The organism is Firmicutes bacterium HGW-Firmicutes-1 (assembly GCA_002841625.1).
GTDB lineage: Bacteria > Bacillota > Clostridia > Lachnospirales > Vallitaleaceae > HGW-1.
Genome location: PHAG01000003.1, coordinates 64,389 through 90,173, shown reverse-complemented (window position 1 = coordinate 90,173; position 25,785 = coordinate 64,389). Strand labels below are relative to the sequence as shown.

The following is a 25,785-nucleotide window of genomic DNA, read 5'->3' as shown; positions in this document are numbered from 1 at the left end:
GGTCTTTTAGTTTGTTTATAAATGTTATTGAGAATATATTTGATTTTTACCGTTTGCCTTTGCATGATAGAGTGCGTCATCAACTCTATTAAAGACAAGCTTTTTACTATCATTGCTTAGTATTTCTGTAACACCAATACTTAAGGAAACGGCAGTTCCTTCCTTCCAAAAAATTTCATGTGAATTATTTAAAATTCTCTGTGCAAGTTGAAGTGTGTTTTCAAGATTTGATCTTACAATTAAGCCGAATTCATCTCCGCCCCAACGGAATAAAATATCATTTTTGCGTTTGCTATCTTCTAGGAGACGTGCAACTTTAACGATGATTTCATCACCTATGGCATGGCCCATTTCATCATTAATCATTTTAAAATTATCAATATCAATAAAGATGAAAGAGGAAACAATATTATAATGGAAGCATAATTCTATGGCTTCACTCAGCTTAATATTAAACACGGAACGGTTATATATATTAGTTAAAGGATCAAGTGCTGCTTTGTCAAGAATTTTTCTGTTTGAATAATCAACTATTTTAAGAGTGATCAGCAAAATACATGCAAGCAAAAAGGTTATTATAAGTAAAGTAATGATAAAGGTATAGAAAATTGTAGAAGAAAGATCTTGAGTAATAACCAAATAGCTATTTACTTCTTTGATGTATTTGAAAGAAATAGATGTATTATCTTGCACTATTTGAACAAAATGATTGGTTGAATTGGAGGTGATGAGGGACATATCGAAGTCTTCAATTAAGGATTCATTGCCTTTCAAATCGTTAAGAGCCTCAAACATGGAGCTTTGTATTTCACCATTTGCATTGACAATATATACAGATGCATTTAATGCGTTAATTGATTTTTTTATTTTTTCAAGTGATTTCGAATAATCAAGTCCAATAAGAATAAATCCCTTTACGATTCCTGATGAATCTTTGAGCATGTGAATATTATTGAAAATTATTTTTTCACCATCATTCACTACAATTGGTTGATAACCAGTATTTATTTGAGTGGAATCTAATAGTTCAAAAAACCATTTATCTTTCGGGTTTGCTTTGTCAAAGGTATTGACTAAACCATCTTGTGAATAATAATGATTGGTATCAAAGGATGCCATATGTACGATATCAAAGGAATAGATGCTTTTAATGTTTTTTAAATAAGCTTGAATTTCATTCGTATCATCAAGTTCATTATGGAATAAGTCATTACATATATAGGGGTCGTTACCGATAAAGGTAACTAGTTGTGCGGAGTTAAAGATATTATCATCAAGGGCAATATAAATCGAATTGGCAACCGAAAATGCTGATTCCTTAGCGTTATCATATAGGGTATCTTCTATTGCTGCATATAATATAAACATTACTAGCATGAGTAATATTAGAAATATGGAAGCGATGTAAAGTATAAATCTTTTTCTTAAGAATTTTACCATTGCAGTTTTCCCCGTTATTTTCAGTGTAATCAACGCACTTCTTGTAGAATATTATATAAGATTTACCAAAAAATGTAAAGCTTTGCTATCTAAAGAATGGCTATTATTGCCTAGACATAAATAAAAAATAATGTTATAATGCCTATCATTAGAAGATTTAAATTGTTAATAATTCATTCGTCATATAAAGGCCACAGCTTGGTGGTATCATATATTAAACATAAATAGGTAGGTGAATTATTTGAGACTGATTCCAATTTCTGAAGCCAAAGAAGGGATGATTGTTGGACAAACCATTTATGGAGTAAATGGAGATATATTAGTTAAAGTAGGAACTGTTATTACAAATAAATACATTGAAAAACTAAAAAGCTTTTATTGGAAATATATTTATATTGATGATGAATATTCTAAGAACGTGGAAATAAAATGTACAATCACAACTGAGGTTAGAAACAAAGCCATTCAATTTATTAAGGCATTATATTTAACCATTCAGACTGCAAATAAAGATGAACATGTAATGGAGAAATATTCTAAAGTACTACATAATCAGATGCAAAGTTGTTTGGGAAGTATAGATATGATTCTAGATGATATCATTACAGAAAATATTTCTTTAGTAGACGTTTTTGATGTTAAACTATTAGAGAATTATAAATACGCCCATAGTGTTAATGTATGTATCATATCATTGGTATTAGGAAAAGCACTTGGATTAAATACCTATGATTTATACAAGCTAGGGGTTGGGGCATTTTTTCATGATATGGGTCAAATGTTTATCCCTTTAGAAGTATTGAATAAAGAAGACGTATATACAGCAGCAGATTATAAAATCATGAATCAACATACTGAATTAGGCTATAGATACGCAAAGGATACTTTTAACTTACCAACTACAAGCTATCTTGCTATTTTACAGCATCATGAAAGATTTGATGGAACAGGATATCCTCAAGGTAAGGCGAATGAGGAGATTAGCCTTTATGGTCGTATCGTTGCGGTAGCTGACGTGTTTGATGCTTTAACTGCGCCTAAAAAGTATAGAGAAGCAATGACTCCAGTTAATGCATTTAAATATCTAATCAATAATAGTGGAAAGGCTTTTGATCCTAAAATTGTTAAATTATTTATTTCTAAGGTATCTCCATATCCAATTGGATTTTCACTTGAATTAGAAAATGATACTGAGGCTATTGTTATGGAGAATTATGAGAATAAGCCTTTCAATCCTAAGCTTCTTATTTTTAAAGAGGGTGGGGTGCTTTTAGAAAAACCATATACTAAGAATCTTTAAATTAAGATAATGATATTAATAAACAATAAGACTTTGGAGGTATTATAATGGGAATTCCTACACCACATATTGAGCTTAAAGATAAAAGTATGATTGCTGAAACGGTTTTAATGCCAGGTGATCCTTTAAGAGCGAAATTTATTGCTGAAAATTTTTTGGAAAATGTTACACAAATTAATGAAGTGCGTAATATGCTTGGATATACTGGAACGTATAAAGGTAGACGAATTTCTGTAATGGGGTCTGGCATGGGAATGGCAAGTATTGGCATATATTCTTATGAATTATTTGCTTTTTATGATGTTAAGAAGATTATTAGAATTGGTTCATGCGGAGCATACTCAAAGGATTTAAACTTATATGATGTTCTACTCGTAGATGACTGCTGGTCTGAATCTACATATGCTAAAGTTCAAAGTGGATATGAGAAGGACGTTGTGGAAGCTACAAAGTCATTAAATGATCAAGTAGTTCAAGTTGCTAGTGGTTTAAATATACCAATTCATAGAGGACGTATACATTCCTCTGATGTTTTTTATCGCCAAGATTTTGATTCCTTTAAAAACATACGAGATGAACATGGATGTATAGCAGTTGAAATGGAATCATTTGCACTCTTTGCGAATGCTAAGATTTTAAATAAAGAAGCAACATGTCTATTAACTGTATCAGATTCATTGGTAAGTGGGGAATTAACAACGAGTGACGAACGTCAAAATGCATTTACAAAGATGATGACAATTGCATTAGAATTAGCAGAATAAAACAACTACTAAAAAGCACCTATAAGGTGCTTTTTTTATTACAATTAATGCGTATTTTTATGCTATAAACAGAAAATAAATCTTTATAAAATTGGATATTTATGGTATGTTAATACTACAAAATATGATTTAGTCGGGAAAATAATATTTGATAATTATTTAATTTTCCTGATATAATAATAGAGATTATCACTATAGGAGGAATACATTATGTATGAATGGTTTAGAGGCCTTGATATAGTATTACAAGCTCTTTTTGCAACGCTTTTTACATGGGGTTTAACTGCACTTGGAGCTTCTTTGGTTTTTTTTATGAAAGAAATGAATCAAAAGGTTTTAGATGGGATGTTAGGCTTTGCAGCAGGGGTAATGGTTGCTGCAAGTTTTTGGTCTTTGCTGGCACCGGCGATTGATATGGCAGAGGGAGGTCCATTGCCACCTTGGCTTGTCGTTGCAATTGGATTTTTATTAGGTGGAGTTTTTTTAAGGGTTGTTGACAGGTATTTACCTCATCTTCATATTGGTGAACCAATAGAGAATGCAGAGGGTGTTAAGAGCCATTTACAAAAAAGTGTTTTACTTGTGCTTGCAATTACTTTGCACAATATTCCTGAGGGCCTAGCTGTAGGAGTAGCCTTTGGAGCTGTTACGGGTAATATTGAAGGAGCTACACTAGCAGGAGCAATTGCATTAGCAATTGGTATCGGTATACAGAATTTCCCAGAAGGTGCAGCAGTATCTATGCCACTACGTAGAGAGGGTTTTTCAAGAAGAAAAAGTTTTATGTATGGTCAAGCATCAGGTATAGTTGAGCCAATTGCAGGGGTGATTGGTGCTATTGCGGTTATTTCAATGAGGGCGATTTTACCTTATGCACTTGCGTTTGCTGCAGGTGCAATGATATTTGTAGTTGTTGAAGAGCTTATTCCAGAATCTCAAGCAAATCATAATACGCACATCGCAACAATGGGAGCAATGCTAGGATTTACGATAATGATGATATTGGATGTTGCATTGGGCTAAATAAACTTTTTTAATTAAGTGAGGTAATAGGATGTCACTAAAGCATTTGGAGATATATGAAAGGCTAGTTAGCAATGAGTTTATTGGAGTAGCTGATCATGAGATAATTTTAAATGAAGAAGGATTACCAATTAATTATAGATTTACTGATCTTAATACTGCTTTTGAAAGACTAGTAGGGATAGAAAAAAGTAAAATGGTAGGTAAAACAATCAAGGAAATCATTCCTGATATAGAAGACAAATGGATTGAACTATTTGGAGAGATAACGCAAAAGGGTGTTGAAAAGTATTTTGAAATGTATATAAAACCTATTGATAAATGCTTTAAAGTTCATGCCTATTCTTATGAAATAGGAAGATTTGTGACATTAATAATAGATGCAACAGAAGAATACATGAATAAAAAGCATTTGAATGAAGAAGTCCTTCGTAATAATATGGCAGCACGATCTGCAAAAATAGCTTTTTTTAAATATGATTATGATACGAACACTCAAGTTGTAAGCGACTTTTGGTATGAATTATTTGGTGCGACAGAAAAAAACAAGAATATCCTAACTTATTTTTGGAATAATATTCATCCGGAAGATAAAAAAAGCGTTGAGGAGCTATTTGAAAAAATAGTGGAACATGAAGAATGTCAATGTGAATTTAGGTTTTATCATGGTATTAGTAAAAAATATATTTGGGTGAGAAAGACAGCGATCTTGATTAATAATCAAGACTTAAAACCAACTATGTTATTAGGTATTTATCAAGACATTAATCAACAAAAGCTAGCCCAAGATGAGATTAAGAAGCTAGCTCAAATGCTAGAAATAGGTATAAAAAATGGCGGCATAGATGTCTGGGACTATGATGTTAAAACTGATAGAATAACGTTTAGAAGTTATATAGACGAGTACAATTTGAGTAGGGAGTCCAATGAACAATTTACGTTAGCTGAACATATAACAAATATTCATAGAGAAGATGTTGCATTGTTTTTACAGGAAATTAATAGAATTAGATTTTTGGGTAAAAATTCTTTTTTGGTTAAATATAGGGTTTATAGTGCAAGAAGAAACAAAACTATTTGGATGAAAAGTACAGGTAAGGTTATCGAATATGATGATGAGGGAAATGTACTCAGAGCAGTAGGAATTAGTCAAGATATTTCATCAAGTGTAGAAAATGAGCAAAACATAATAAAAAATCAAAAACGATTACAGCAAGCTCAAAAAATTGCTCATCTTGGAGGATGGGATTATGATTTTGAACAAGAAACAATATTTTTATCTGATGAAGCGCTACAAATACTAGGATTTAGTTATGTTGAGAACGAATATACACTTATGAGGTTAGAAGAAATAATCGGTGAAGAACAAATGAACAGGTTCAGAGGCTTTAGTGATGGCCTTTTATTAAATGATCAATATGAGGAAGAGTTTTTTATGCACTTTAGTCAAGGTGTAAAAAAGATTCATGTTATTGCAACAAAGAATTATGATGATAACGGAAAAATAATCAGTATTATAGGTACACTACAAGATATTACTGAAAGAAACCTTTTAGAGGAAAGATTAAGACAAGCTGAAAAAATGACAGCAGTTGGACAACTTGCAGGAGGTATTGCCCACGACTTTAACAATATCTTAATGGCAGCAAGCGGATATGCGGAATTGATTAAGCTTAAATCTCAAGATGCTACGATCAATGAGTATTGTAATAAAATTCTGTACTCGGTTAGAAGTTCTGCTGATCTAACGAAAAAGCTTTTGGCTTTTTCTAGAAAAGACAGTTTATTTAAAAATCATATTAATGTACATGAGTGTATCTGTAATGCTTTTGAAATTCTATCAATGACGATAGACAAAAAAATATCTTTTGAACTTGACTTTATTGCAGAAAAAGATATTGTTTTAGCAGATGCTACGGAACTTCAAAATGTGTTTATTAATTTGTGCCTAAATTCTAGAGATGCAATGCCTAATGGAGGGAATATTTGTATATCAACTAGCAATGCGACTATAATAAAAGAAAACTGTCAGATAGAGGAATTCATATTGGAGACAGGTAATTATATTAAAATTGAGGTATCAGACAATGGCTTTGGAATAAATAAATCCATTATTAAAAATATATTTGAGCCCTTTTTTACGACGAAAGAAGTTGGAAAAGGAACAGGCTTAGGTTTAGCGGCGATCTATGGTACTATTGTATCTCACAATGGTTCAATATCGGTTCATAGTATCCTTGGAGAGGGGACAACATTTGCGATTATGCTACCACTTTCATCTGACATAAATGATGATGTGCATAAGTAGACTGTTAATTTTGACTTATAAGAGATTTAATAGGATAAAAAAAGGGGAATAAAATATGAGGAGCTATACTTTTTCTATTGAGCAAGCAAATACAATAGAATATTTTTTGGAAGCACTTGATATTATTAAAAAACCTAAATTAATTATGTTGTATTGTTGTCCAAATATTGATGCAGCATATGTGAATGAAAAGGTTTATGATTTTTTTCAAGGTGTGGAAGTAATTGGTGGTCTTACTGGTACAATCATTTGTGGGGCAACGAGGAAGAATGAAAATTTACTCGTTATTTATGATGAAGATGAGGTTGAGAAAACTATTTCAGTATTAATTCATCTTGATGATATTGCAAAAGGTGTATTTGATTTATTTAAAAAATCAAATTCAGTTTTTGGGAAACCCCTAAGATATTTAAATCAAGAAGACTACGTAGGATTTATTCATATATGCTCACTTCTAGAGAAGGAAGAGCATCTTATGAAAACTTTAGAAGTTAAGACCCATATTGATATCATTGGTGGTTCGGCAAGTGATAATTTGCAGTTTGAAAAATCAGATATTTTTTATAATGGTAAGGTGTATTCTCATGAGGCAATTCTACTGATTGCTAAAATGAAAATAAAGCATGCAATTGCAAAAATTCAAAGCGTTGAAAAAACCGGCATCACAGTAAAAACTACAAGAGTAGTGGGAAGAACACTTCAAAAGCTTGAAGGTGAATTGGCAGGTAAGGTTTACAAGGAAAGAGTGAGCACCCTAATGGATGATGGAAATATTGAAATGGATCAAATGTTTTCAAAATATCCCTTTGGTTATGAAGGACACGACAACCAAATTTTCATTAGAACACCTCAAAAGATTACTGAAGAGGGTTATATAAGAAATTCATGTACTGTTGAGGCAAATGAAAATATACATATATTAAGAACTACTTCAATCATAGATTCGACTGAGGATGTTATAAGTAAGCTAGAGAAAACAATTCATGCACATAATGTATTAGGATGCTTTGAAATTATGTGTGCGCATAGATATGTTGAACTATTAGGAGATGGCATTCATAGCGGGAATAAAGAGAAGCAATACGAAACAATATTTCAAGACGCTTTTGGTGAAGATGTCAATAGATTCGGATTTATTAGCTTTGGTGAACAATATATAAGACATGCGAATCAAACGTCAGTAGTGGTAGTCTTTTATAAATAGTAACTTGACAAGCATAATAAAAGGTGAGAGAATTAGAAACAAAATTTAATATGAGCATACATTGGTGCTTCATTATCATTATTGAAGTTAAAAGGGAAAACGATGTAAATTCGTTACAGCCCCCGCTACTGTATATGGCCACAAGATCTAAAAATACCATTGGGAGACTGAGAAGGTTAGAGCTTGGTTATGAGCCATAAGTCAGGAAACCTGCCATGTATAACATCACATACTTTCGGAGGGAAAGCGTATATTGAAAGCCTTTATTTAGGCTATTACTATTAAGCGTTCAAAGCCATACCACTTATGTGGGATGGCTTTAAATAATATACAAACAAAGAAGTGAGGAAAAAACATGAAGAAATTATTAATCATTTTATTAAGCATTTTGACTTTATCATTATTATTTTCAGCTTGTAATAACAAGAAAACTATAGAGGATAAGAAACCACAGGAAGTGGATAACACCTACCCATTAAAAGTGATGGACAAGTTTGGTAATGAAATCATATTGGAAAATGAGCCTGAAAGGGTTATTTCTTATTCACCAGAGTTGGTAGAGATCATGTATGCCTTAGGAGTGGAGGATACGCTTATTGGTAGGTCTATTTATTGCGATTATCCTGATGATACCAAAGAAATTCCAGATATGGGGGATTTGTTTAATTTAAATATTGAAAGCATTGTAGAAAGTAATCCAGACCTGATTCTGCTATCTTCTATGGCAAGTGAAGAGATAGTAAGAACTCTAACAGAACAAGGATTAAAGGTTTTGGTATTAGATGCAGATACAAATGTTGATGGAGTCTATGAATATATTGATAAGCTTGGAATTGTTTTCAATGTACAAGATCAGGCTATGGAATTGACGAACAACATGAAAACTGATATTAAGCAAATCATATCGAAGGTACAGGGGCTTGATCAGCCAACTGCATATTTTGTTATTGGTTTTGGTGAGTTTGACTCTGCAGCGACAGGAGATACTTTTATTGGGCAGCTCATGGAACAAACGGGAGCAACAAATGCTGCAGCAGATGGTAGTAACTGGATGTATAGTATTGAACAGTTGCTTGACAAAGACCCAGATATTTTAATCTGCTCAAAATACTTTGGTACGAAGGCTCAAATCTCTGAATTAGAAGGATATAAAGAACTTACTGCTGTAAAAGAGGGCAAGCTATATGAAGTCGATGAAAATATTTTCTTTAGACAAGGACCTAGAACAGTTGAAGCAATAAAGGTATTGGCTCAAATCTTTCATCCAGAGGCCTTTAAATAATTAGAAAAAGAGTGATAAAAATGAAAATAAGGCGTGACATAAAATTAGCATACAAAATATCAATCATGCTATTTATATTAATTGTTGTTACTGTGGGTTCCATTATGTTTGGAACGGTTTCTATCTCAATTGATGATTGCATAAAAATAATTGGGAGCCATATTCCAGGGTTAAATCAGCTTATTCATGCTGATGGAATTAAGGAATCACATATTATCATAGTTATGAATTTGAGACTTCCTAGAATTATCCTAGCTCTATTTGTTGGAATGGGGCTTTCTGCTGCAGGCTGTGTTTATCAGGGGGTTTTTTCTAATCCCATGGCGGACCCATATTTGATTGGTATATCGTCTGGGGCTGCATTGGGAGCTACTATAGCGATGCTTTTTCCAATTTCCAATCGATTTTTAGCATTTGGATCTGTGAGTACGTTTGCATTTTTAGGTGCTATTACAACGATGGTTTTTGTGTTCTTTATTGCAAAGAATAAAAATTCTTTGCCTAAAATTGCTTTGATTCTTGCAGGCATTGCAATTAATTATTTTATAGCTTCTCTTATAGCGTTATTAATGATGTTTAATAAGGAAAAGATAGAGAGTGTATATTTTTGGACGCTGGGTAGTTTTCGAGATGCTAGTTGGCTTAAGCTTGGATTTTTAGGAGCAATCGTTATAATTGCATTCATAGTGATCTATAAGTATTATGTAGAATTAAATATGATCATGGTGAATGAAGAGCAAGCATTGACTTTGGGAGTATCAACTGAAAAGGTTAAAAGGATATTGTTAGTGGTAGCATCATTGATGGTTGCTGTTATTGTTTCCACCTGTGGTATTATTGGATTTGTGGGGCTAATCACTCCACATGCAACAAGACTTGTTGTGGGTGCTAATCATAAAGTGCTTATTCCTATTTCTACGATTTTAGGTGGAATTTTCATGGTTGTAGCGGATACCATAGCAAGAAGTATATTGCCAAATGCCGAAATATCAGTTGGTATTATAACTGCACTTTTTGGTGTTCCTTTTTTCTTGGCATTGTTATATAAAAATAAAAAATTGATCGTACAGTAGGTGATGATATGTCCATTTCAATAGAGCAATTAGAGCATTTTTATGATCATAGAAAAATACTGAAAGACATTACACATGAATTCGAAAAAGGTAGGTTCTATGGAATTATTGGGCCGAATGGCTCAGGAAAGACAACCTTGTTAAAGCACATTGCCAGTTTATTAAAAACTCCTGAAAAAACAATATGGATTTCAGGACAAGATGTTACATCTTTAAAAGAAAAAACGAGAGCTAGAGAAATGGCAATGGTTCCTCAAACCTTCAATATAGAACTTTCATTTTCTGTTGAAGAGATTGTTGCTATGGGAAGGTATCCATATATAAAAGGACTTGGAAATTTTACACAACAGGATAAAGAGTTTGTTCAACATGCCCTGGAAAAAACGAATCTTCTTCAGCATAGAACAAGAGATGTGAATACCTTAAGTGGTGGAGAACTCCAAAGAGTAATATTGGCTAGAGCAATTGCTCAACAAACTGATATTTTATTATTAGACGAACCTTTGTCTCATTTAGACATACATCATCAACTTGATATACTTAATTTGACCAAAAGATTAAGTACTGAAGAGGATAAAACCATTTTATGTGTGATGCATGATCTTAATTTAACGATGAAATATTGTGATCATGTAATACTTCTATGTGAGGGTGAAATTTATGCATCTGGTGAAGCAAACGAGGTATTGACGGAAGAAAATATACGTAGAGTTTATAGCATTGATGCTAAAATTGTTGAGATCAATGGAAATAGTATAATTATATATTAAAATAAAACAGACCCTTATGTTGATTAAAAGGTAAAAATTTGGTATAATGTCAACGAATAATAAAAAAGTGAGGGCGACTTATGAGCGAATTTAATGATCAAGAAAATGAACAAGTTGTTGAAACGTATGTTGATGTTACACCTGACACACCAGTTATTAATAAAAAGGGGTTTGGTATTGCATCTCTAGTACTAGGGATTACTGCATTCTTCCCAGGATGCTGCTGTACAGTAGTTGGTATGATTATATTAGGTGCATTAGCAATTGTTTTTGCAATACTATTTTTAAATGCCAACAAAGATCTAACAGTTGGAAAAGGTATGGCAAAAGCAGGATTCATACTTGGAATCATTGCGATAGTTTTAGCTATCATACTTACCATTATAAGCATAGCATTACCATCATTTGACTACAAGTATGATTATGAAAACTATTTTGAAGACTTTTTAGAAGATTAGTACGAGTAAATTGACAATTGAAAAATCAACCGTATCATAAAAATGGATGCGGTTATTTTTTTATTAGATAAGGAAGTTCTGCATAAGCAATTGGAAAAGCGGCAGATAGGTAACGAGAGTTTTAACTCGGTGTATAAATAACAAAGATATTTAACGCTGCGTATAAATAGATATTTAACGCTGCGCAGTCGATTTTCTAGGAGTGAGAATGAAATAAAAGAAAAAGGAATCAATACTTTGAAAAGATGGATTAACATTAGAACATTACATATGCTTTCATTATTGGCTATATTAGGAGTTCTGTTTATTGCTGCAATCGCTTTTGTTGAAAGAGACGTTGCTTATATCAGTGTATTTAATTGGGAAAAATATGAGATTGGAAAATGTTTTTATAGAACTAATTTTGGATTTCAATGTCCCTCTTGTGGCCTAACAAGAAGCTTTATTTCCCTAGAGAATTTTAATTTTACGGATGCATTAAGATATAATAGAGTTGGTTTTTTGGTTTACTTACTTATGGTGTTTACAGCTATTTTTAATATAATGGGATTATTAAAAGCAAAAGTCACTTTAAAATTCGGAAAGTTTCTTGCTGGATATGGATTTTTAGTTTGCATTTTACTTGTAATTAGCTGGACATTAAAGGTGCTTTTTTATTGACAAGGAAAGTTCTGCATATGCAATTGGAAAAGCGGCAGATGCGTAACGAGAGTTTTAACTCGGCGCAGCCGATTTTCTTGAGAAGTACAGCATATTAAGAATAGTAGATATATAACTTGATTGGAGATGCTAACATGGGTTGCTTAGGAAATGTTTTATGGATTATTTTTGGTGGGTTTATTTCTGCTATTGAATGGCTCATATGTGGGTTATTATGTTGCGTAACAGTAATTGGAATACCCTTTGGTTTACAATGCTTTAAAATTTCGGGTTTGGTTCTAGCTCCATTTGGGAGAGATGTTCAAATCGGAGAGTTTGGTGCAGGAGGTCTCATTGGAAACATTATTTGGTTGATTTTTTTAGGATGGGAATTGGCGTTAAGTCATTTGATCTTTGCAGGAATCTTATGTATAACCATAGTTGGAATACCTTTTGGGTTACAACATCTAAAGCTAGCAAAATTAGCCCTTTTACCTTTCGGAGCTAAAATTCAATAAATTTACTGCGATATGAATAAATTGATTGGTTTAAAAAAATAATAATAAGTATAAAAACACTCATGGTATATAACTTTGGGTGTTTTATTTATTAAAATTGCAATTTTCGACTTTACATGAACTTAACATTTGCATTATATGGTGTTAACTAGAGAATGATATATTAATGACATGAATTAAATAAAAAAAGAACCTGTAAAACATTGGAGGATATTATGAAGAAAATGAAATCATTATTAGGATTATTATTAGCAGCTACTATGGTATTGACATTTGTTGGATGTGGGAAAGATGTAGAAACAAAAACACCAGAAGAAACACCAGAAGCTATTACAGAAACACCAAGCGAAACAACTATTAGTGGTGAAGTAGCAATATCAGGATCAACATCAGTAGAAAAAATTGGAAATGCTACGGGAGAAGAATTTATCGCAATTAACCCAGAAGCAGGTTTTTCATATGAAGCAATTGGATCATCAGCAGGTGTTAAGAACGCACATGAAGGAGTTACACCTATTGGTGCATCATCAAGAAATTTAAAAGAAGAAGAAAAAACATGGGGCTTAACAGAAGTTGTTGTAGCATATGATGGCATTGCAGTTGTTACGCATCCAGATAATGCGGTAAAGGCTCTAACAATGGAACAAATTACAGCAATTTACAAAGGTGAAATAACAAACTGGTCAGAAGTTGGTGGAGCAGATCAAGTAATCGTAGTTGTATCTAGAGAAGATGGTTCAGGTACAAGAGGCGCATTTGAAGAGCTTTTAGAGTTTGAAAAAGAGTTAACAGCAAATGCAATGATCGCTGAAGGAAATGGGAATGTTCAAACTTCAGTAGCAGGTAATCCACAAGCGATTGGTTATGTTTCACTTACATCCATTGATGAGACAGTAAAAGCAGTTTCAGTGAATGACGTAGAAGCAACAGTTGAAAATGTATTAGCAGAAACCTACAAAATATCAAGACCTTTCTTAATGATTTATCATGAAGAAAACATGACCACAGCAACACAAGCATACATGGATTTCATCTTATCAGAAGAAGGTCAAGTAATTGTAACTGAAAGTGGTGGCATTCCAGTAAAATAACGAATACATCATACTTTGAGAAGCCAAACAATTGACTAAATTGTTTGGCTATCATCAAGTGTAAGGAGTGAAATAATGGTTCAAGATAAAACTACAATGAAGGCAAACAAAAAAAGAGATTTCTTAGAATTCATTTTTGAAAAATGGTTTTTTATAAATGCTTGTATAGCGATTATTAGTGTTATTGCGATAACTTTTTTTGTTTTTTATAAAGGATTACAACCATTTGTTCCAAGTAATAAGGAAGGTACATATTCATTAATACAGTTCTTAACGGGGACTGAGTGGCGACCAAGTGATAATCCAGCTGATGCAAAATATGGTATTTTATTTATGATAGTTGGATCAGTATTTGCTACTTCAGGAGCAATTTTGATAGGGGTTCCTATTGGTATACTAACAGCGGTTTTTATTTCGGAAATCGCACCAAGGCCTATTAAAAAAATCGTGAAGCCAGCAGTTGAATTATTAGCAGGAATACCATCTGTTATTTATGGGGTATTTGGATTGGGAATTATCGTGCCTCATGTTATGAAGATATCACCACAATCACAAGGACAATCGCTACTTGCAGTCATTATTGTATTAACAATTATGATATTGCCAACAGTGATTACGATTTCTGAAAATGCAATCCGCACAGTGCCAAATTCATATAGAGAAGGCTCTTATGGACTAGGAGCATCTAAAGTACAAACTATTTTTAAAGTAATTCTACCAGCAGCGAGGTCTGGAATATTAGCAGCTGTTGTACTTGGAATTGGTCGAGCTATTGGAGAAACGATGGCAGTAATGCTAGTTGCAGGTAATCCAATTGCAGGAATGCCCTTTAGCATATGGGATAAGGTAAGGCCGTTAACAACAAATATTGCTATGGAAATGGGATATTCCTTTGGATTACACCAAGAAATGCTATTTGCTACAGGCGCAGTTTTATTTATTTTTATTATTGTCATTAACATCCTACTTAGTAGAATGGTATCACGTATTAATGTGAAATAGGAGTGATAAAATGGAACAAGATATTATGAAACGATCTTATATCAATAAGGGAAACATATCTCTAAAAGAAAAAACTTCCAAGGGTAAGACAACGAATATACTTGCATATTTTCTTATTGGTCTTTCTACAGCTTTTACGATTGGTGTTCTATTGTATATTATTGGATTTGTTTTTATGAATGGTATGGATAAATTAAGGATCGACTTTTTAACATCAGATTACGACTCCAAAACGAGTTATGTTAAGGTAGAAGCTATAGAAAATGGTAAAGAAAATAAACTTGGTGTGAGTTTTGAACTAAAGCAAATAGAAGGTGAAGAGGTAGCGATTATAACAAATGTTGAATCAGCCTCTCTAGTAAGTAAGGGGAAATTGACTACTGGTGAAGTATTCAAGATGAAAAAAGGAGATATTGTAAAAAAAATAGGAAAAACAAATGTAAAGGGTGTATCATTAGCTGAAATAAATGATATGATTAACAAAGAAGGTGAAACGCTTACATTAAAGGTTACGAGAGCAGGTGAAGGTGTTTTTCCAATGCTTGTAACAACCTTAATGATGATTGGCTTATGCCTCATAATTGCTTGCCCAATTGGTATTTTTGCAGCGATTTATTTGACTGAATACGCAAAAGCAGGACGCATGGTAACACTGATTCGTTTTGCGACAGAAAGCTTATCAGGTATACCATCTATTATATATGGATTATTTGGAATGCTGTTCTTTGTAGCATTTCTTAAACTTGGTTTTTCAATTTTAGCAGGTGCACTAACCTTAAGTATTATATTGTTACCAGTGATCATAAGACAAACAGAAGAATCCTTAAAAGCGGTACCTTTGTCCTATAGAGAAGGTTCTTTGGGATTGGGAGCGACGAAGCTTCATACAATAAAAAATGCAGTTTTGCCAAGTGCGATTCCAGGTATTGTAGTTGCTATTATTTTAAGTATTGGAAGAATTGTTGGGGAATCAGCTGCATTATTACTTACAGCAGGCACAGTAGCAACTATTCCAAATAGTATTTTTTCAAACGGAGCTACGCTAACTGTAAAAGCTTATAACGTAGCAAAAGAAGAAGGTAATATTGAAATGGCATGTGCTATAGGAACAGTTGTTATTGCCATTATTCTAGTTCTTAATGTTTTATCAAAATTCATAACAAGAAAATACTCTAAAATAAATTAAGGTGGGTGAAATGATGGATAAAAGTATAAAATTTATGATCAAGGATTTGGATTTTTTTTACGGTGACCTTCAAGCCTTAAAAAATATTAATATGGATATACTAAAAAATGAAATCACAGCATTTATCGGTCCGTCTGGATGTGGTAAGTCAACCTTCTTAAGAACATTAAATAGGATGAACGATTTAATAGAAGGTGTAAGAGTAGAAGGAAAAATTGAGTTAGACAGTGAAGATATCTATGGTGATATTGATGTTATTAAGCTAAGATCAAGAGTTGGCATGGTTTTTCAAAAGCCGAATCCTTTTCCAATGAGTGTATATGATAATATTGCTTATGGTCCAAGATCACATGGCATTAAGAAAAAAGCAATTCTAGATGAGATTGTAGAAAGTAGTCTTAGAAAAGCTGCTATCTGGGATGAAGTAAGTGATAGACTTAAAAGAAATGCAATTGGATTTTCTGGAGGACAACAACAAAGGATATGTATAGCAAGAGCATTGGCAGTTGAACCAGAAGTATTGTTAATGGATGAACCAACATCTGCACTTGATCCAATTTCTACATTAAAAATTGAGGACTTGGCAACTGAGTTAAAAAAGGATTATACTATTGTTATGGTAACGCATAATATGCAGCAAGCTGCAAGAATATCTGATAAAACTGCATTTTTCCTTCTTGGAGAACTGCTTGAATTTGATAGTACAGAAAAGATATTTAGCAATCCAACAAAACAAAAGACAGAGGATTATATCACAGGACGCTTTGGGTGATAAGAATTTATACAAGCGCAAACTATCATAATTGGAGGAATTATTTATGCCAGAAAGATATGAATTTCAAAGAGAGCTAGATGTACTACATAAAGACTTAACAAAAATGGGTGCAGTCATCGAAAAAACAATGGATGACATGATTGAGGCATTGATTACTCAAAATATTGAATTGGCTCAACAGGTTATTGATAGAGATGAAGAAATTGATGAAATGGAACTTAAGGTTGAAAGAGAATGCATCTTATTAATTGCTAGACAGCAACCGATTGCTTCAGACCTTAGAGATATAGCTGCTGTTCTTAAAATCATTACTGATTTAGAGCGAATTGCGGATCATTGTGCAGATATTTCTGAATATACAGTTAGTTTGTCTAAAGAGAATTATATTAAACCAGTGGTTCATATTCCTGAAATGGTTGAAAAAGTGAAGCAAATGGTAAAGGATGCGATTGATTGCTCGGTAAAAAAAGACTTGGAACTGGCAAGATCTATTTGTGCTAGAGACGATGAGATTGACAACTATTTTGATACTATAATTGAAGAATTAATAGAGCTTATGAAAGAGAATAGTGATAATATTAGACAGTGTAAGGACTTTATGTTTATAGTCAAGTATTTGGAAAGAATGGGAGACCATGCTACAAATATTGCTGAATGGATTATATATACAGTGACAGGCAGCCACTAAAATTTAACCGAATGGAATGCGGAGTTTTATAAGATTTACTGCTATAAAGGAGGCTTGTGTCATGAAAAAGGTTATACTTACTGTCGATGATGAACAAAATATATTAGAATTACTCAAATACAATTTAGAAAAAAACGGTTATGAAGTACTTCAAGCAGATACCGGTGAAGGTGGACTTCGTATCTTAAATGAAAAAGATGTGGATATGATATTACTAGATCTTATGCTACCAGGTATAGATGGTTTAGAGGTGCTCAAAACGATTAGATCAACAGAAAAATGGATGAGCATTCCAGTCATCATGCTTACTGCAAAAAGTGAAGAAATTGATAAGGTACTCGGACTGGAAATGGGGGCAGATGATTATCTCAGTAAGCCTTTTGGTATACATGAATTGATGGCTAGAATCAAAGCTGTGGCTAGAAGAACAGAAGAATTATCTAAAAGACAAGCGGTTAAAGAAGATTTCTTGGAAGATCGCATAAAAATTGGTGATATCATGATTAACAAGTCAACACATGAGGTTGTAATTGGAGATAAAGTGGTTGAATTGCCTTTAAAGGAATTCGAACTGCTCTATTTACTTGCGAAAAACAAAGGAAGAGTTTTTGATCGGGAATATCTTCTTGAAAAAATTTGGGGCTATGATTATTTTGGAGAAACCAGAACGGTTGATGTACATATAAGAAACATAAGAAAGAAAATTGAAGTTGATGATAGTAATCCTATTTACATTAAAACTGTTCGTGGCATTGGATATAAGTTTTCTTAAGTAGAGGAGTGGTATCGTGCAAAAGAAATTATTAGGAACCTATTTACTAATCATTACTGTTACTATGCTTGTTACAGTAATTTTTTCATGGAATAAAACAAAAGACTATTTTTTTGAAAGGGTACAGAAAGAATCAGAAACAAGAATTAATTTGTTGTTAGATATTGTTACATCGGATCAGAGCTATGATCCATCTAGATATCAGGATTTTGTGAATATATACTCCGAAAAAACAGGATCTAGAATTACGATAGTGGATTCAGAGGGTCAAGTAATAGCGGAGTCAGATAATAAAGTCGATGAAATGGACAACCATAAAAATAGAGAAGAAATTGCCAAGGCTCTTGAAAAAGGAGAGCTTTATTCAAGTTTAAGATACAGCAATACAATGAAAGTTTATTTTCAATACGTAGCAATTCCTTTAAATGTTCAAGATTTTCAGGGCGTTTTAAGAACGGCTACACCTCTAACAGAAATTGAAGAGATCATATCAGACATGTTAATGATGGTGGTAATTGGTATTTTTATAGGTGCATTATTAGCGATTGCTATCGCTTATTTTCTCACTAGAAAAATTATGTTACCAATTAATGAATTAACGGAGGCAGCAATTAAAATATCTGAAGGAGATTATGAAGATAAAATCTATATTCAACAGCACGACGAGATTGGGCAGCTAGCAGATGCTTTTAATAATATGACTTTTAAGCTAAGAATGAACTTGTGGAAATTAGAAAATAAAAATGCAGAATTAGAATCGATTTTAAGTAGCATGAGTAGTGGGATAATTGCTGTTAACCATGAAATGAAGATTGGAATTTATAATGATAATTTTTTAAAGTTGTTTCATATTGAAGATCAAGACATAAAGGGCAAACTGTTTTATGAAGTCACAAGAAATCTTGTTATTTTTGATTTACTAGAGAAATCCTTAGAGCTTAGTGAATTGATTGTAAAGGAAGCAAAAATATATGATTCATCAGGAGAAAGAAATTATTTGATTTATGCAAATCCAATAAGATCAAGATCTGAAACTAAAAAAAGCTTAGGGGTTCTACTTGTTGTATCTGATGTTACGCAAATGAGAAAATTAGAAAACATGCGAAGCGATTTTGTATCAAATGTTACTCATGAATTAAAAACACCACTTACTTCAATCAGAGGCTTTGTTGATACCTTGAAAAATGGAGCGATTGATGAAGAAGAGGTGGCTACAAGATTTTTAGACATTATTGATATTGAAGCTGAAAGATTAGAAGGGTTAATTGATGATATATTAATTTTATCTGAAATTGAAGCGATGGTTGGAGATAAAAATATTGGGCTTTACAATATTGGTGAAATCATAAATGAAGTCGTTGAACTTTTGTTGCCAGAGGCAAAGGAAAAGAATTTGCAAATAGAAACATTTACCGATGATTTAGTGGTTCCATATAAATGTAATAAAAATAGAATAAAGCAACTTTTGATTAATGTGATTGGAAATGCTATAAAGTATACGGATGTTGGGTTTGTCAAGATTCGTCTTAGAGAAGAGTTTAAATTTGTAATTATAGAAATTGAAGATTCCGGTATAGGCATTGAGAAAAAACATATACCTAGATTGTTTGAAAGATTTTATCGCGTTGACAGAGGTAGATCAAGGGCAACAGGTGGTACTGGACTGGGATTATCAATTGTAAAACATATAGTTGAACTATATAATGGAAAAATAAAGGTTGATAGTAAAGTTGGAGAAGGTACAAAAATGACAATAAGATTACCTTACTAAGTGAATTGAACCGAGAGTTTAAGACTATAATATACTGTATAGATTCAATACATGAAGTTTGAGGTATATATGGTATATATGAGTAAAAAATTCAAAATAGTATTTGGGGTTATTCTGATTGTATTAATTATTTCTAGCCCCTATTTTCAGTTTCTAAAAAGTGTTACAATAATGTCCATTAGTAGCACTTATCAAAGGAATTATAGTTTATTAAAGGAAGAAAATATTAAAATAAGCATGCCTGGAGGAATATCGACAATTAAGAAGGACTGGTATCCTTTTGTTATGACTTTTAATAGTTCTGAAGGTTTTTCGAATTATGTTGGTAAAGATGTGAAGTTAAGCATTTTATATAATTTCGGTGCCTATGATTTTAATCATAGAGCTTCAACCTTCTATGATCGCTTCTCGCCGTATTTTAATGCATTTTATGGGGCTTATGTTGTGAAAGGAAAGGGTTTTCCATATGGTTATTTTGCAGATGGAAAGCCTGATTATGATGAAATGGCCTTGATTGCAAAATATGATATGACCCAATTGGTTTTAAATAGCCTTGGGTGTACTCATTATACTTTTGATTCGCAGTTGGAAGAAGGGCTTTCAATGGATAAGCTTTTGGGCTATGAAGATTGGGACGTTATTGAAGGAACCGTACTTACCAATTCTCCAATGCATATGAAAAAGGATGGATTAGAAGCATATATTCAGTATGGCAAGCCTCCAAAGAATTTATTTGAAGGCAAAGACTTTCCTTTAGTCGAAATGAAGGGGAAATTCTATGCAAGGTATTTTCAAGAAAATGGGTGTACCATATTTTTTTATGCGATTGCTTCAAATTCTAAGGTGATCGAAGAATGGGAGAATGACATTTTACTAAATACAAAATTAAGTGTAGAATAAATTATCCGAACATTATTCTTGTTTTACTAAAAAATGTTTGCATTTGAATAAATATTAATGTATGATAAAAGTCTAGAAATAGAGAAAATAGAAGTAAACTGTATCAATTTTTGTTTTTTAGGAGGCAATATAAATGAAGCATGAGTTAATTATAGTCCTTGATTTTGGAGGTCAATACAACCAACTGATTGCAAGGCGTGTTAGAGAAGCAAACGTATATTGTGAGGTCATACATTATGATACTCCAATTGAAGAAATAAAAGCAAAGAATCCAAAGGGCATTATTCTTACTGGTGGACCTAGCGTAGTTTTTGAAGAAGGAGCACCGTTAGTTGGTAAAGAGCTTTTTGAGCTTGGTATTCCTATCTTAGGTATTTGTTATGGTACTCAACTAATGGGATATGTGCTTGATGCTGAGGTTGCACAGGCTGAACATAGAGAATATGGCAAAACGGATATAGAGCTAAACACGGAAAGTCTATTATTTAAAGATATTGAAAAAGATATTGTGTGTTGGATGAGCCATACTTATTATGTGAGTGCTCCACCAGCTGGCTTCGAAATTATTGGAACGACGAAAACTTGTCCAGTTGCTGCGATGGCCCATGTAGAAAAGAAATTATATGGAGTTCAATTCCACCCTGAGGTAGTACATACACCAAGAGGCAAGGAAATATTGAAGAACTTCTTATTCCATATTTGTGAGTGTAGTGGTGATTGGATCATGACTGATTTCGCTCAAGAGCAAATAAGAATAATCAAAGAAAAAATTGGTGATAAAAAGGTGCTTTGTGCTTTGTCAGGTGGAGTAGATTCCTCTGTAGCAGCAGTGCTTATTCATAAAGCGGTTGGAAAGCAATTGACCTGTATTTTTGTAGATCACGGTTTACTTCGCAAGAATGAAGGCGATGAAGTAGAAACAATTTTTGCTAGAGAATTTGATATGAATCTTATTCGTGTAAATTGTGAAGATCAGTTTTTAGACAAGCTAGCAGGTGTATCTGATCCTGAAACGAAAAGAAAAATTATTGGTGAGGAATTCATTCGTGTATTCGAAGCTGAAGCGAAAAAAATAGGAGTAGTTGATTATCTTGTACAAGGTACAATCTATCCTGATGTAATAGAGAGTGGAACTAAAAATGCAGCAGTTATTAAGAGTCATCATAACGTAGGCGGACTACCTGATCACGTGGACTTTAAGGAAATTATTGAACCTCTTAGAGATTTATTTAAGGATGAGGTTCGTGAAGTAGGACGTGCAGTAGGAATTCCAGAATTCTTAGTTTCTCGTCAACCATTCCCAGGACCTGGTCTTGCAATTAGAATCATTGGTGATATTACTAAGGAAAAACTAGATACTCTTCGTGATGCTGATTATATTTTTAGAGAAGAAGTACTTAATGCTGGTATTGCAAGTGGTTTAGGTCAATACTTTGCAGTATTGACAAATTTAAGAAGTGTTGGTGTTATGGGTGATGAGAGAACGTATAGTTATACCGTAGCTCTTCGTTCAGTAGACACCTCAGACTTTATGACGGCTGATTGGTCGAGAATTCCTCATGAAATTCTTGCTAATGTTAGTAATAGAATTGTGAATGAAGTACAGAATGTTAATAGAATTGTTTATGATATAACGAGTAAGCCACCAGCTACGATTGAGTGGGAATAGATAAGAGAAAGCCTGCAAGCCTTGATTTATAAAGGTTTGCAGGCTTTAATTATTGACAGCGATACTCATTTGATACTTTTATTGTTTTAGGTTGCTTAAAAAATATATTATCATAATAATATTTAAAGTTTCAGATAAAAATATTACTATATTAAAGGAGGTAATATAATGAGTTTATCTGAAAATGCTGGAGAAGTAGCTAGAGAAGTTTGTGGTTTAGTTAGTAAAGAATTTGGAGATTGGTGTAAAGCAGTAACCGAGAAAATTATAGATTTTCCTTGTAAACCAGAAATTAATTTTGATCGTCATGGTATGGTTAAAGAAGTAAAAGTGACTTGTGAAATTAACTCAGACGTTATTACTGAGGGTATTGAAAAGGTTATAGAATGGTTTAAAAACAAGGTAACTACAGTACATGGTAATCAAATTACTAGAGAAATGATTGAAGGTATATATAAAGATAAAGGAATCGACGTAAGTACACGTAATCTAAGAGTTAAACTAACTGAACAGGTGATAGATACAGAATCAAGATTTAGAGCTATAAATGATTATGCCGCAAGAAATGGTTATGCTGCTGGATTCCCAAACTTCCATCAAGCTAATTATGGTGATGGAGTAGTTTTTGGAACTATTTTATTAAAAAACGAATTTGTAGAAAAAAGAGATGTAACAGCAGCCGAATTAGGTAATCCACCAGATTTTAGTTCGAGATATAGAGCTGTAAATGATTATGCTATCATGAATGGTTTTGCTACGGGATTCCCCAATTTTCATCAAGCTGATTATGGTAATGGACTAGTTTATGGAGTAATTTTACTAAAGCATGAAGCATTAGAGTGGAAAGATGTTCTAGTAACTGAGTTAAATAATCCACCAGACATTCCATCAAGATTTAGGGCAGTAAATGATTATGCTAGAATAAATGGTTTCGCCACTGGATTTCCAAACTTTCATCAAGCTAACCATGGTAATGGTATTGTTTATGGAATATATTTGTTAAAAAATAATGCTGTAGAAATAAGAGCTGTAAATATTGCAACCCTTTTTCCTCCGCAGATTGATATTGATGTTATTGATAGACCTATTGTAATTCCCCCTGCAGTACCATGGTCTCATAATACTATCAAACCTTGGTGATGTATTATATAGCTTTGTACATGGCAGTGCTAGAAAATGAGCCATTAGCTAGATTTTTGAAGAAAAGCTACATTAGTAACAGACTAAATGTAGCACCTATTAGTATTAATATTTTGTCGAAAATAACAGTTTTGATTGTGGAATGTAAAAATGTATAATATACTGTTTTAAAGGGTTTGATATATTAGAAGGTATTGACATTTTGATCATCAGGGTGTGAAAAGTGATTATTAATGCTATTAGGAGAAAAAGATTATGAAAGTATTCATTGAAAGTAAGACGATTACACAGATAAGAGGCATGAGAAGATATATCTTATTTTTTATGATGTATGCATTGTTTGGATGGATTTATGAGGTGTTTCTTGAAGTTGTCGTATATCGCTGGGGCTTTTCAAATCGAGGTTTTTTGTTTGGCCCCTATTGCCCAGTATACGGATTTGGAGCACTTCTTTTTTTGTTTTGCGTTTATCCGCTGATTAAAGATAAAAAGTATCCCAAAAAGTTAATATGGATTCTGCCAGTATTCCTGGGATGTATGGCTTCAGCCACTTTGTTAGAACTGCTTACAAGTTATTTAATGGAATGGACAACTGGCAGCTGGCCATGGCAAACATATGCGGATTACGCCATTCATTTCCAGGCTAGAATTGCACTGTCACCATCCATACGTTTTGGCATTGGTGGGGTAATATTTCTATATTTGTTCCAGCCACTTTTTGAAAAAGTTGTAGGCAAATTGAGCGATCAAAAAATAACAGTACTATCTGTCACTATTCTAGTTGTTTTGTTGGTAGATCTAGTCTATACCATTTTCTTTCGTTAGTAAGAGAAAGTCTACAATCTTTTGAATATAGATTGTAGACTTTTATTTTATTGTTCTTACCTTTTTATTTGCATATTATTCCTAGTGTGCTATACTTTTGTTAAAATAGTATCATTTGAGGAGGGAAATGTAATGAGAAAACATATAAAAGGGTATTTAGTAGGCTTTTTATCGGCAACAATCTTTTTTGCATCATTTAACGTTTATGGAGCTGGGGTAACTCAAACGATTACGGCAGTACTCAATGGTGTAAATATTTTAGTTGCGGGTACAAAGGCAGCAAGTAAGGGGGATACTTATACCTTAACTAATGGTGAGAAAGTACCCTATAGTATCTTATACAAGAACACTACCTATTTACCGATGAGAAAGGTTGCAGAATTAGTTGGTAAAGAGGTTGATTGGGATGGGATAACAAGCACTGCAAATATTGTGGATAAAGGTACAGCGACTATTACTACAAACTCAAGGAGTAATCCAGCTGTAATAGGACAAAAGATTGTATGTGATCGAGATGATTTTTCAAATGGCAAACATAAAATTGAAATAACACTAACAGAAGTTATTAAAGGCCAAGCTGCATGGGATATCATCATCAAAGAAAATAAATTCAACCGTGCGCCTAAAGATGGTTGCGAATACATGTTAGTTAGATTCAAGGTAAAAGCTTTAGAAACTGAAAAGGATACGGCTGTAGATATAAACAATTATTTATTCAGTGCTGTTAGGAAGGACGGAACAGTATATAACGAGTTCATTTCTTTGGTAATACCATTGAACCTTAGTACGGAATTATATAAAGGATCAGAATATGAAGGCTTTACATATTTTCAAACTACAATCGGGGATGAACCATTGATTAGATTTAGCAAAACATATGATACATATGCATGGTTTAATCCTAAGAAATAAGGAAGGTTAAATGATTGAATAAATAACACCAGAAGAAGTGTTGCAGGATGTTGACAATTTAATTATCAAGTAGCGAAACAGAGATAAAAGCATTTTTTCTTCGCGATTAATACGAAAGGCAGTAAGTGTTCATTTTTCGCCAGACCGGCCGAAGGGTAAGGCCAGAAAAATGAACACTTACTGCCAAGAATTAGTACACACCTATGAGAAAAAATGCTTTTGTCGACAGTCTGTAACACCCGTAGTAGGGTGTTGTTTTTTTACTTGGGAAAATT

General features: G+C 32.9%; 24 protein-coding genes and 1 riboswitch. Of the genes, 23 read left to right on the top strand and 1 reads right to left on the bottom strand.

The window, feature by feature from the left end:
• Nucleotides 1-24 precede the first annotated feature (24 nt).
• The gene (locus tag CVU84_05110; protein PKM95448.1) at nt 25-1,440 is read right to left on the bottom strand and encodes a hypothetical protein; all 1,416 of its coding nucleotides are present in this window, start codon (nt 1,438-1,440) and stop codon (nt 25-27) included.
• A gap of 241 nt (nt 1,441-1,681) precedes the next feature.
• Here CVU84_05110 and CVU84_05105 point away from each other — a divergent pair, with 241 nt between their 5' ends.
• The 23 genes from CVU84_05105 (at nt 1,682) to CVU84_04995 (ending at nt 25,510) form a co-directional block, all read left to right on the top strand.
• Complete coding sequence (locus CVU84_05105) at nt 1,682-2,740, top strand: HD family phosphohydrolase (GenBank protein PKM95447.1); 1,059 nt, start codon at nt 1,682-1,684, stop codon at nt 2,738-2,740.
• Between the two features lie 47 nt (nt 2,741-2,787).
• The gene (gene deoD, locus CVU84_05100) at nt 2,788-3,504 is read left to right on the top strand and encodes a purine-nucleoside phosphorylase (GenBank protein ID PKM95446.1); all 717 of its coding nucleotides are present in this window, start codon (nt 2,788-2,790) and stop codon (nt 3,502-3,504) included.
• A 210-nt stretch (nt 3,505-3,714) separates the two neighbouring features.
• Nucleotides 3,715-4,527 carry a ZIP family metal transporter gene (locus CVU84_05095; protein ID PKM95445.1) on the top strand — a complete coding sequence of 271 codons (813 nt, stop codon included), beginning with the start codon at nt 3,715-3,717 and terminating at the stop codon, nt 4,525-4,527.
• A gap of 31 nt (nt 4,528-4,558) precedes the next feature.
• Entirely contained in the window at nt 4,559-6,835 is a 2,277-nt protein-coding gene (locus CVU84_05090; protein ID PKM95444.1) for a hypothetical protein, read from the top strand.
• Between the two features lie 55 nt (nt 6,836-6,890).
• The gene (locus tag CVU84_05085) at nt 6,891-8,039 is read left to right on the top strand and encodes a hypothetical protein (GenBank protein ID PKM95443.1); all 1,149 of its coding nucleotides are present in this window, start codon (nt 6,891-6,893) and stop codon (nt 8,037-8,039) included.
• Between the two features lie 45 nt (nt 8,040-8,084).
• Nucleotides 8,085-8,272: riboswitch (cobalamin riboswitch) on the top strand.
• A 122-nt stretch (nt 8,273-8,394) separates the two neighbouring features.
• On the top strand, nt 8,395-9,321 hold the full coding sequence (locus CVU84_05080) for an ABC transporter substrate-binding protein (protein PKM95442.1): 927 nt from the start codon (nt 8,395-8,397) through the stop codon (nt 9,319-9,321).
• 20 nt (nt 9,322-9,341) lie between these two features.
• Nucleotides 9,342-10,394, top strand: coding sequence for an iron ABC transporter (locus CVU84_05075; protein PKM95441.1), 1,053 nt, complete (start codon nt 9,342-9,344; stop codon nt 10,392-10,394).
• A gap of 8 nt (nt 10,395-10,402) precedes the next feature.
• On the top strand, nt 10,403-11,164 hold the full coding sequence (locus CVU84_05070; GenBank protein PKM95440.1) for an ABC transporter: 762 nt from the start codon (nt 10,403-10,405) through the stop codon (nt 11,162-11,164).
• An 80-nt stretch (nt 11,165-11,244) separates the two neighbouring features.
• A complete protein-coding gene (locus tag CVU84_05065; GenBank protein PKM95439.1) occupies nt 11,245-11,622 on the top strand; it encodes a hypothetical protein in 378 nt (125 codons plus the stop codon).
• A gap of 237 nt (nt 11,623-11,859) precedes the next feature.
• Complete coding sequence (locus tag CVU84_05060) at nt 11,860-12,282, top strand: hypothetical protein (GenBank protein PKM95438.1); 423 nt, start codon at nt 11,860-11,862, stop codon at nt 12,280-12,282.
• A 134-nt stretch (nt 12,283-12,416) separates the two neighbouring features.
• Nucleotides 12,417-12,779, top strand: coding sequence for a YccF domain-containing protein (locus CVU84_05055; protein PKM95437.1), 363 nt, complete (start codon nt 12,417-12,419; stop codon nt 12,777-12,779).
• Nucleotides 12,780-12,994: 215 nt separating this feature from the next.
• Nucleotides 12,995-13,870, top strand: coding sequence for a hypothetical protein (locus CVU84_05050; GenBank protein ID PKM95436.1), 876 nt, complete (start codon nt 12,995-12,997; stop codon nt 13,868-13,870).
• A 96-nt stretch (nt 13,871-13,966) separates the two neighbouring features.
• Nucleotides 13,967-14,872, top strand: a complete 906-nt coding sequence (gene pstC, locus CVU84_05045; protein PKM95570.1) for a phosphate ABC transporter permease subunit PstC — start codon at nt 13,967-13,969, stop codon at nt 14,870-14,872.
• A gap of 25 nt (nt 14,873-14,897) precedes the next feature.
• Nucleotides 14,898-16,058 carry a phosphate ABC transporter, permease protein PstA gene (pstA, locus tag CVU84_05040; GenBank protein PKM95569.1) on the top strand — a complete coding sequence of 387 codons (1,161 nt, stop codon included), beginning with the start codon at nt 14,898-14,900 and terminating at the stop codon, nt 16,056-16,058.
• 13 nt (nt 16,059-16,071) lie between these two features.
• A complete protein-coding gene (locus CVU84_05035; GenBank protein ID PKM95435.1) occupies nt 16,072-16,830 on the top strand; it encodes a phosphate ABC transporter ATP-binding protein in 759 nt (252 codons plus the stop codon).
• Between the two features lie 46 nt (nt 16,831-16,876).
• Nucleotides 16,877-17,521: a phosphate transport system regulatory protein PhoU gene (gene phoU, locus CVU84_05030; protein PKM95434.1), complete on the top strand. Its 645-nt coding sequence runs from the start codon at nt 16,877-16,879 to the stop codon at nt 17,519-17,521.
• Nucleotides 17,522-17,582: 61 nt separating this feature from the next.
• Nucleotides 17,583-18,293 carry a DNA-binding response regulator gene (locus CVU84_05025; protein PKM95433.1) on the top strand — a complete coding sequence of 237 codons (711 nt, stop codon included), beginning with the start codon at nt 17,583-17,585 and terminating at the stop codon, nt 18,291-18,293.
• 16 nt (nt 18,294-18,309) lie between these two features.
• Nucleotides 18,310-20,064 (top strand): PAS domain-containing sensor histidine kinase, encoded by a 1,755-nt coding sequence (locus CVU84_05020; GenBank protein PKM95432.1) that lies wholly within the window; start codon nt 18,310-18,312, stop codon nt 20,062-20,064.
• A 69-nt stretch (nt 20,065-20,133) separates the two neighbouring features.
• Nucleotides 20,134-20,964 (top strand): hypothetical protein, encoded by an 831-nt coding sequence (locus CVU84_05015; protein ID PKM95431.1) that lies wholly within the window; start codon nt 20,134-20,136, stop codon nt 20,962-20,964.
• Between the two features lie 133 nt (nt 20,965-21,097).
• Nucleotides 21,098-22,633 (top strand): GMP synthase (glutamine-hydrolyzing), encoded by a 1,536-nt coding sequence (locus tag CVU84_05010; GenBank protein ID PKM95430.1) that lies wholly within the window; start codon nt 21,098-21,100, stop codon nt 22,631-22,633.
• 168 nt (nt 22,634-22,801) lie between these two features.
• A complete protein-coding gene (locus tag CVU84_05005; GenBank protein PKM95429.1) occupies nt 22,802-23,773 on the top strand; it encodes a hypothetical protein in 972 nt (323 codons plus the stop codon).
• Nucleotides 23,774-24,028: 255 nt separating this feature from the next.
• On the top strand, nt 24,029-24,598 hold the full coding sequence (locus CVU84_05000) for a hypothetical protein (protein ID PKM95428.1): 570 nt from the start codon (nt 24,029-24,031) through the stop codon (nt 24,596-24,598).
• 132 nt (nt 24,599-24,730) lie between these two features.
• A complete protein-coding gene (locus tag CVU84_04995; protein ID PKM95427.1) occupies nt 24,731-25,510 on the top strand; it encodes a hypothetical protein in 780 nt (259 codons plus the stop codon).
• The last annotated feature ends 275 nt before the right edge of the window (nt 25,511-25,785 follow it).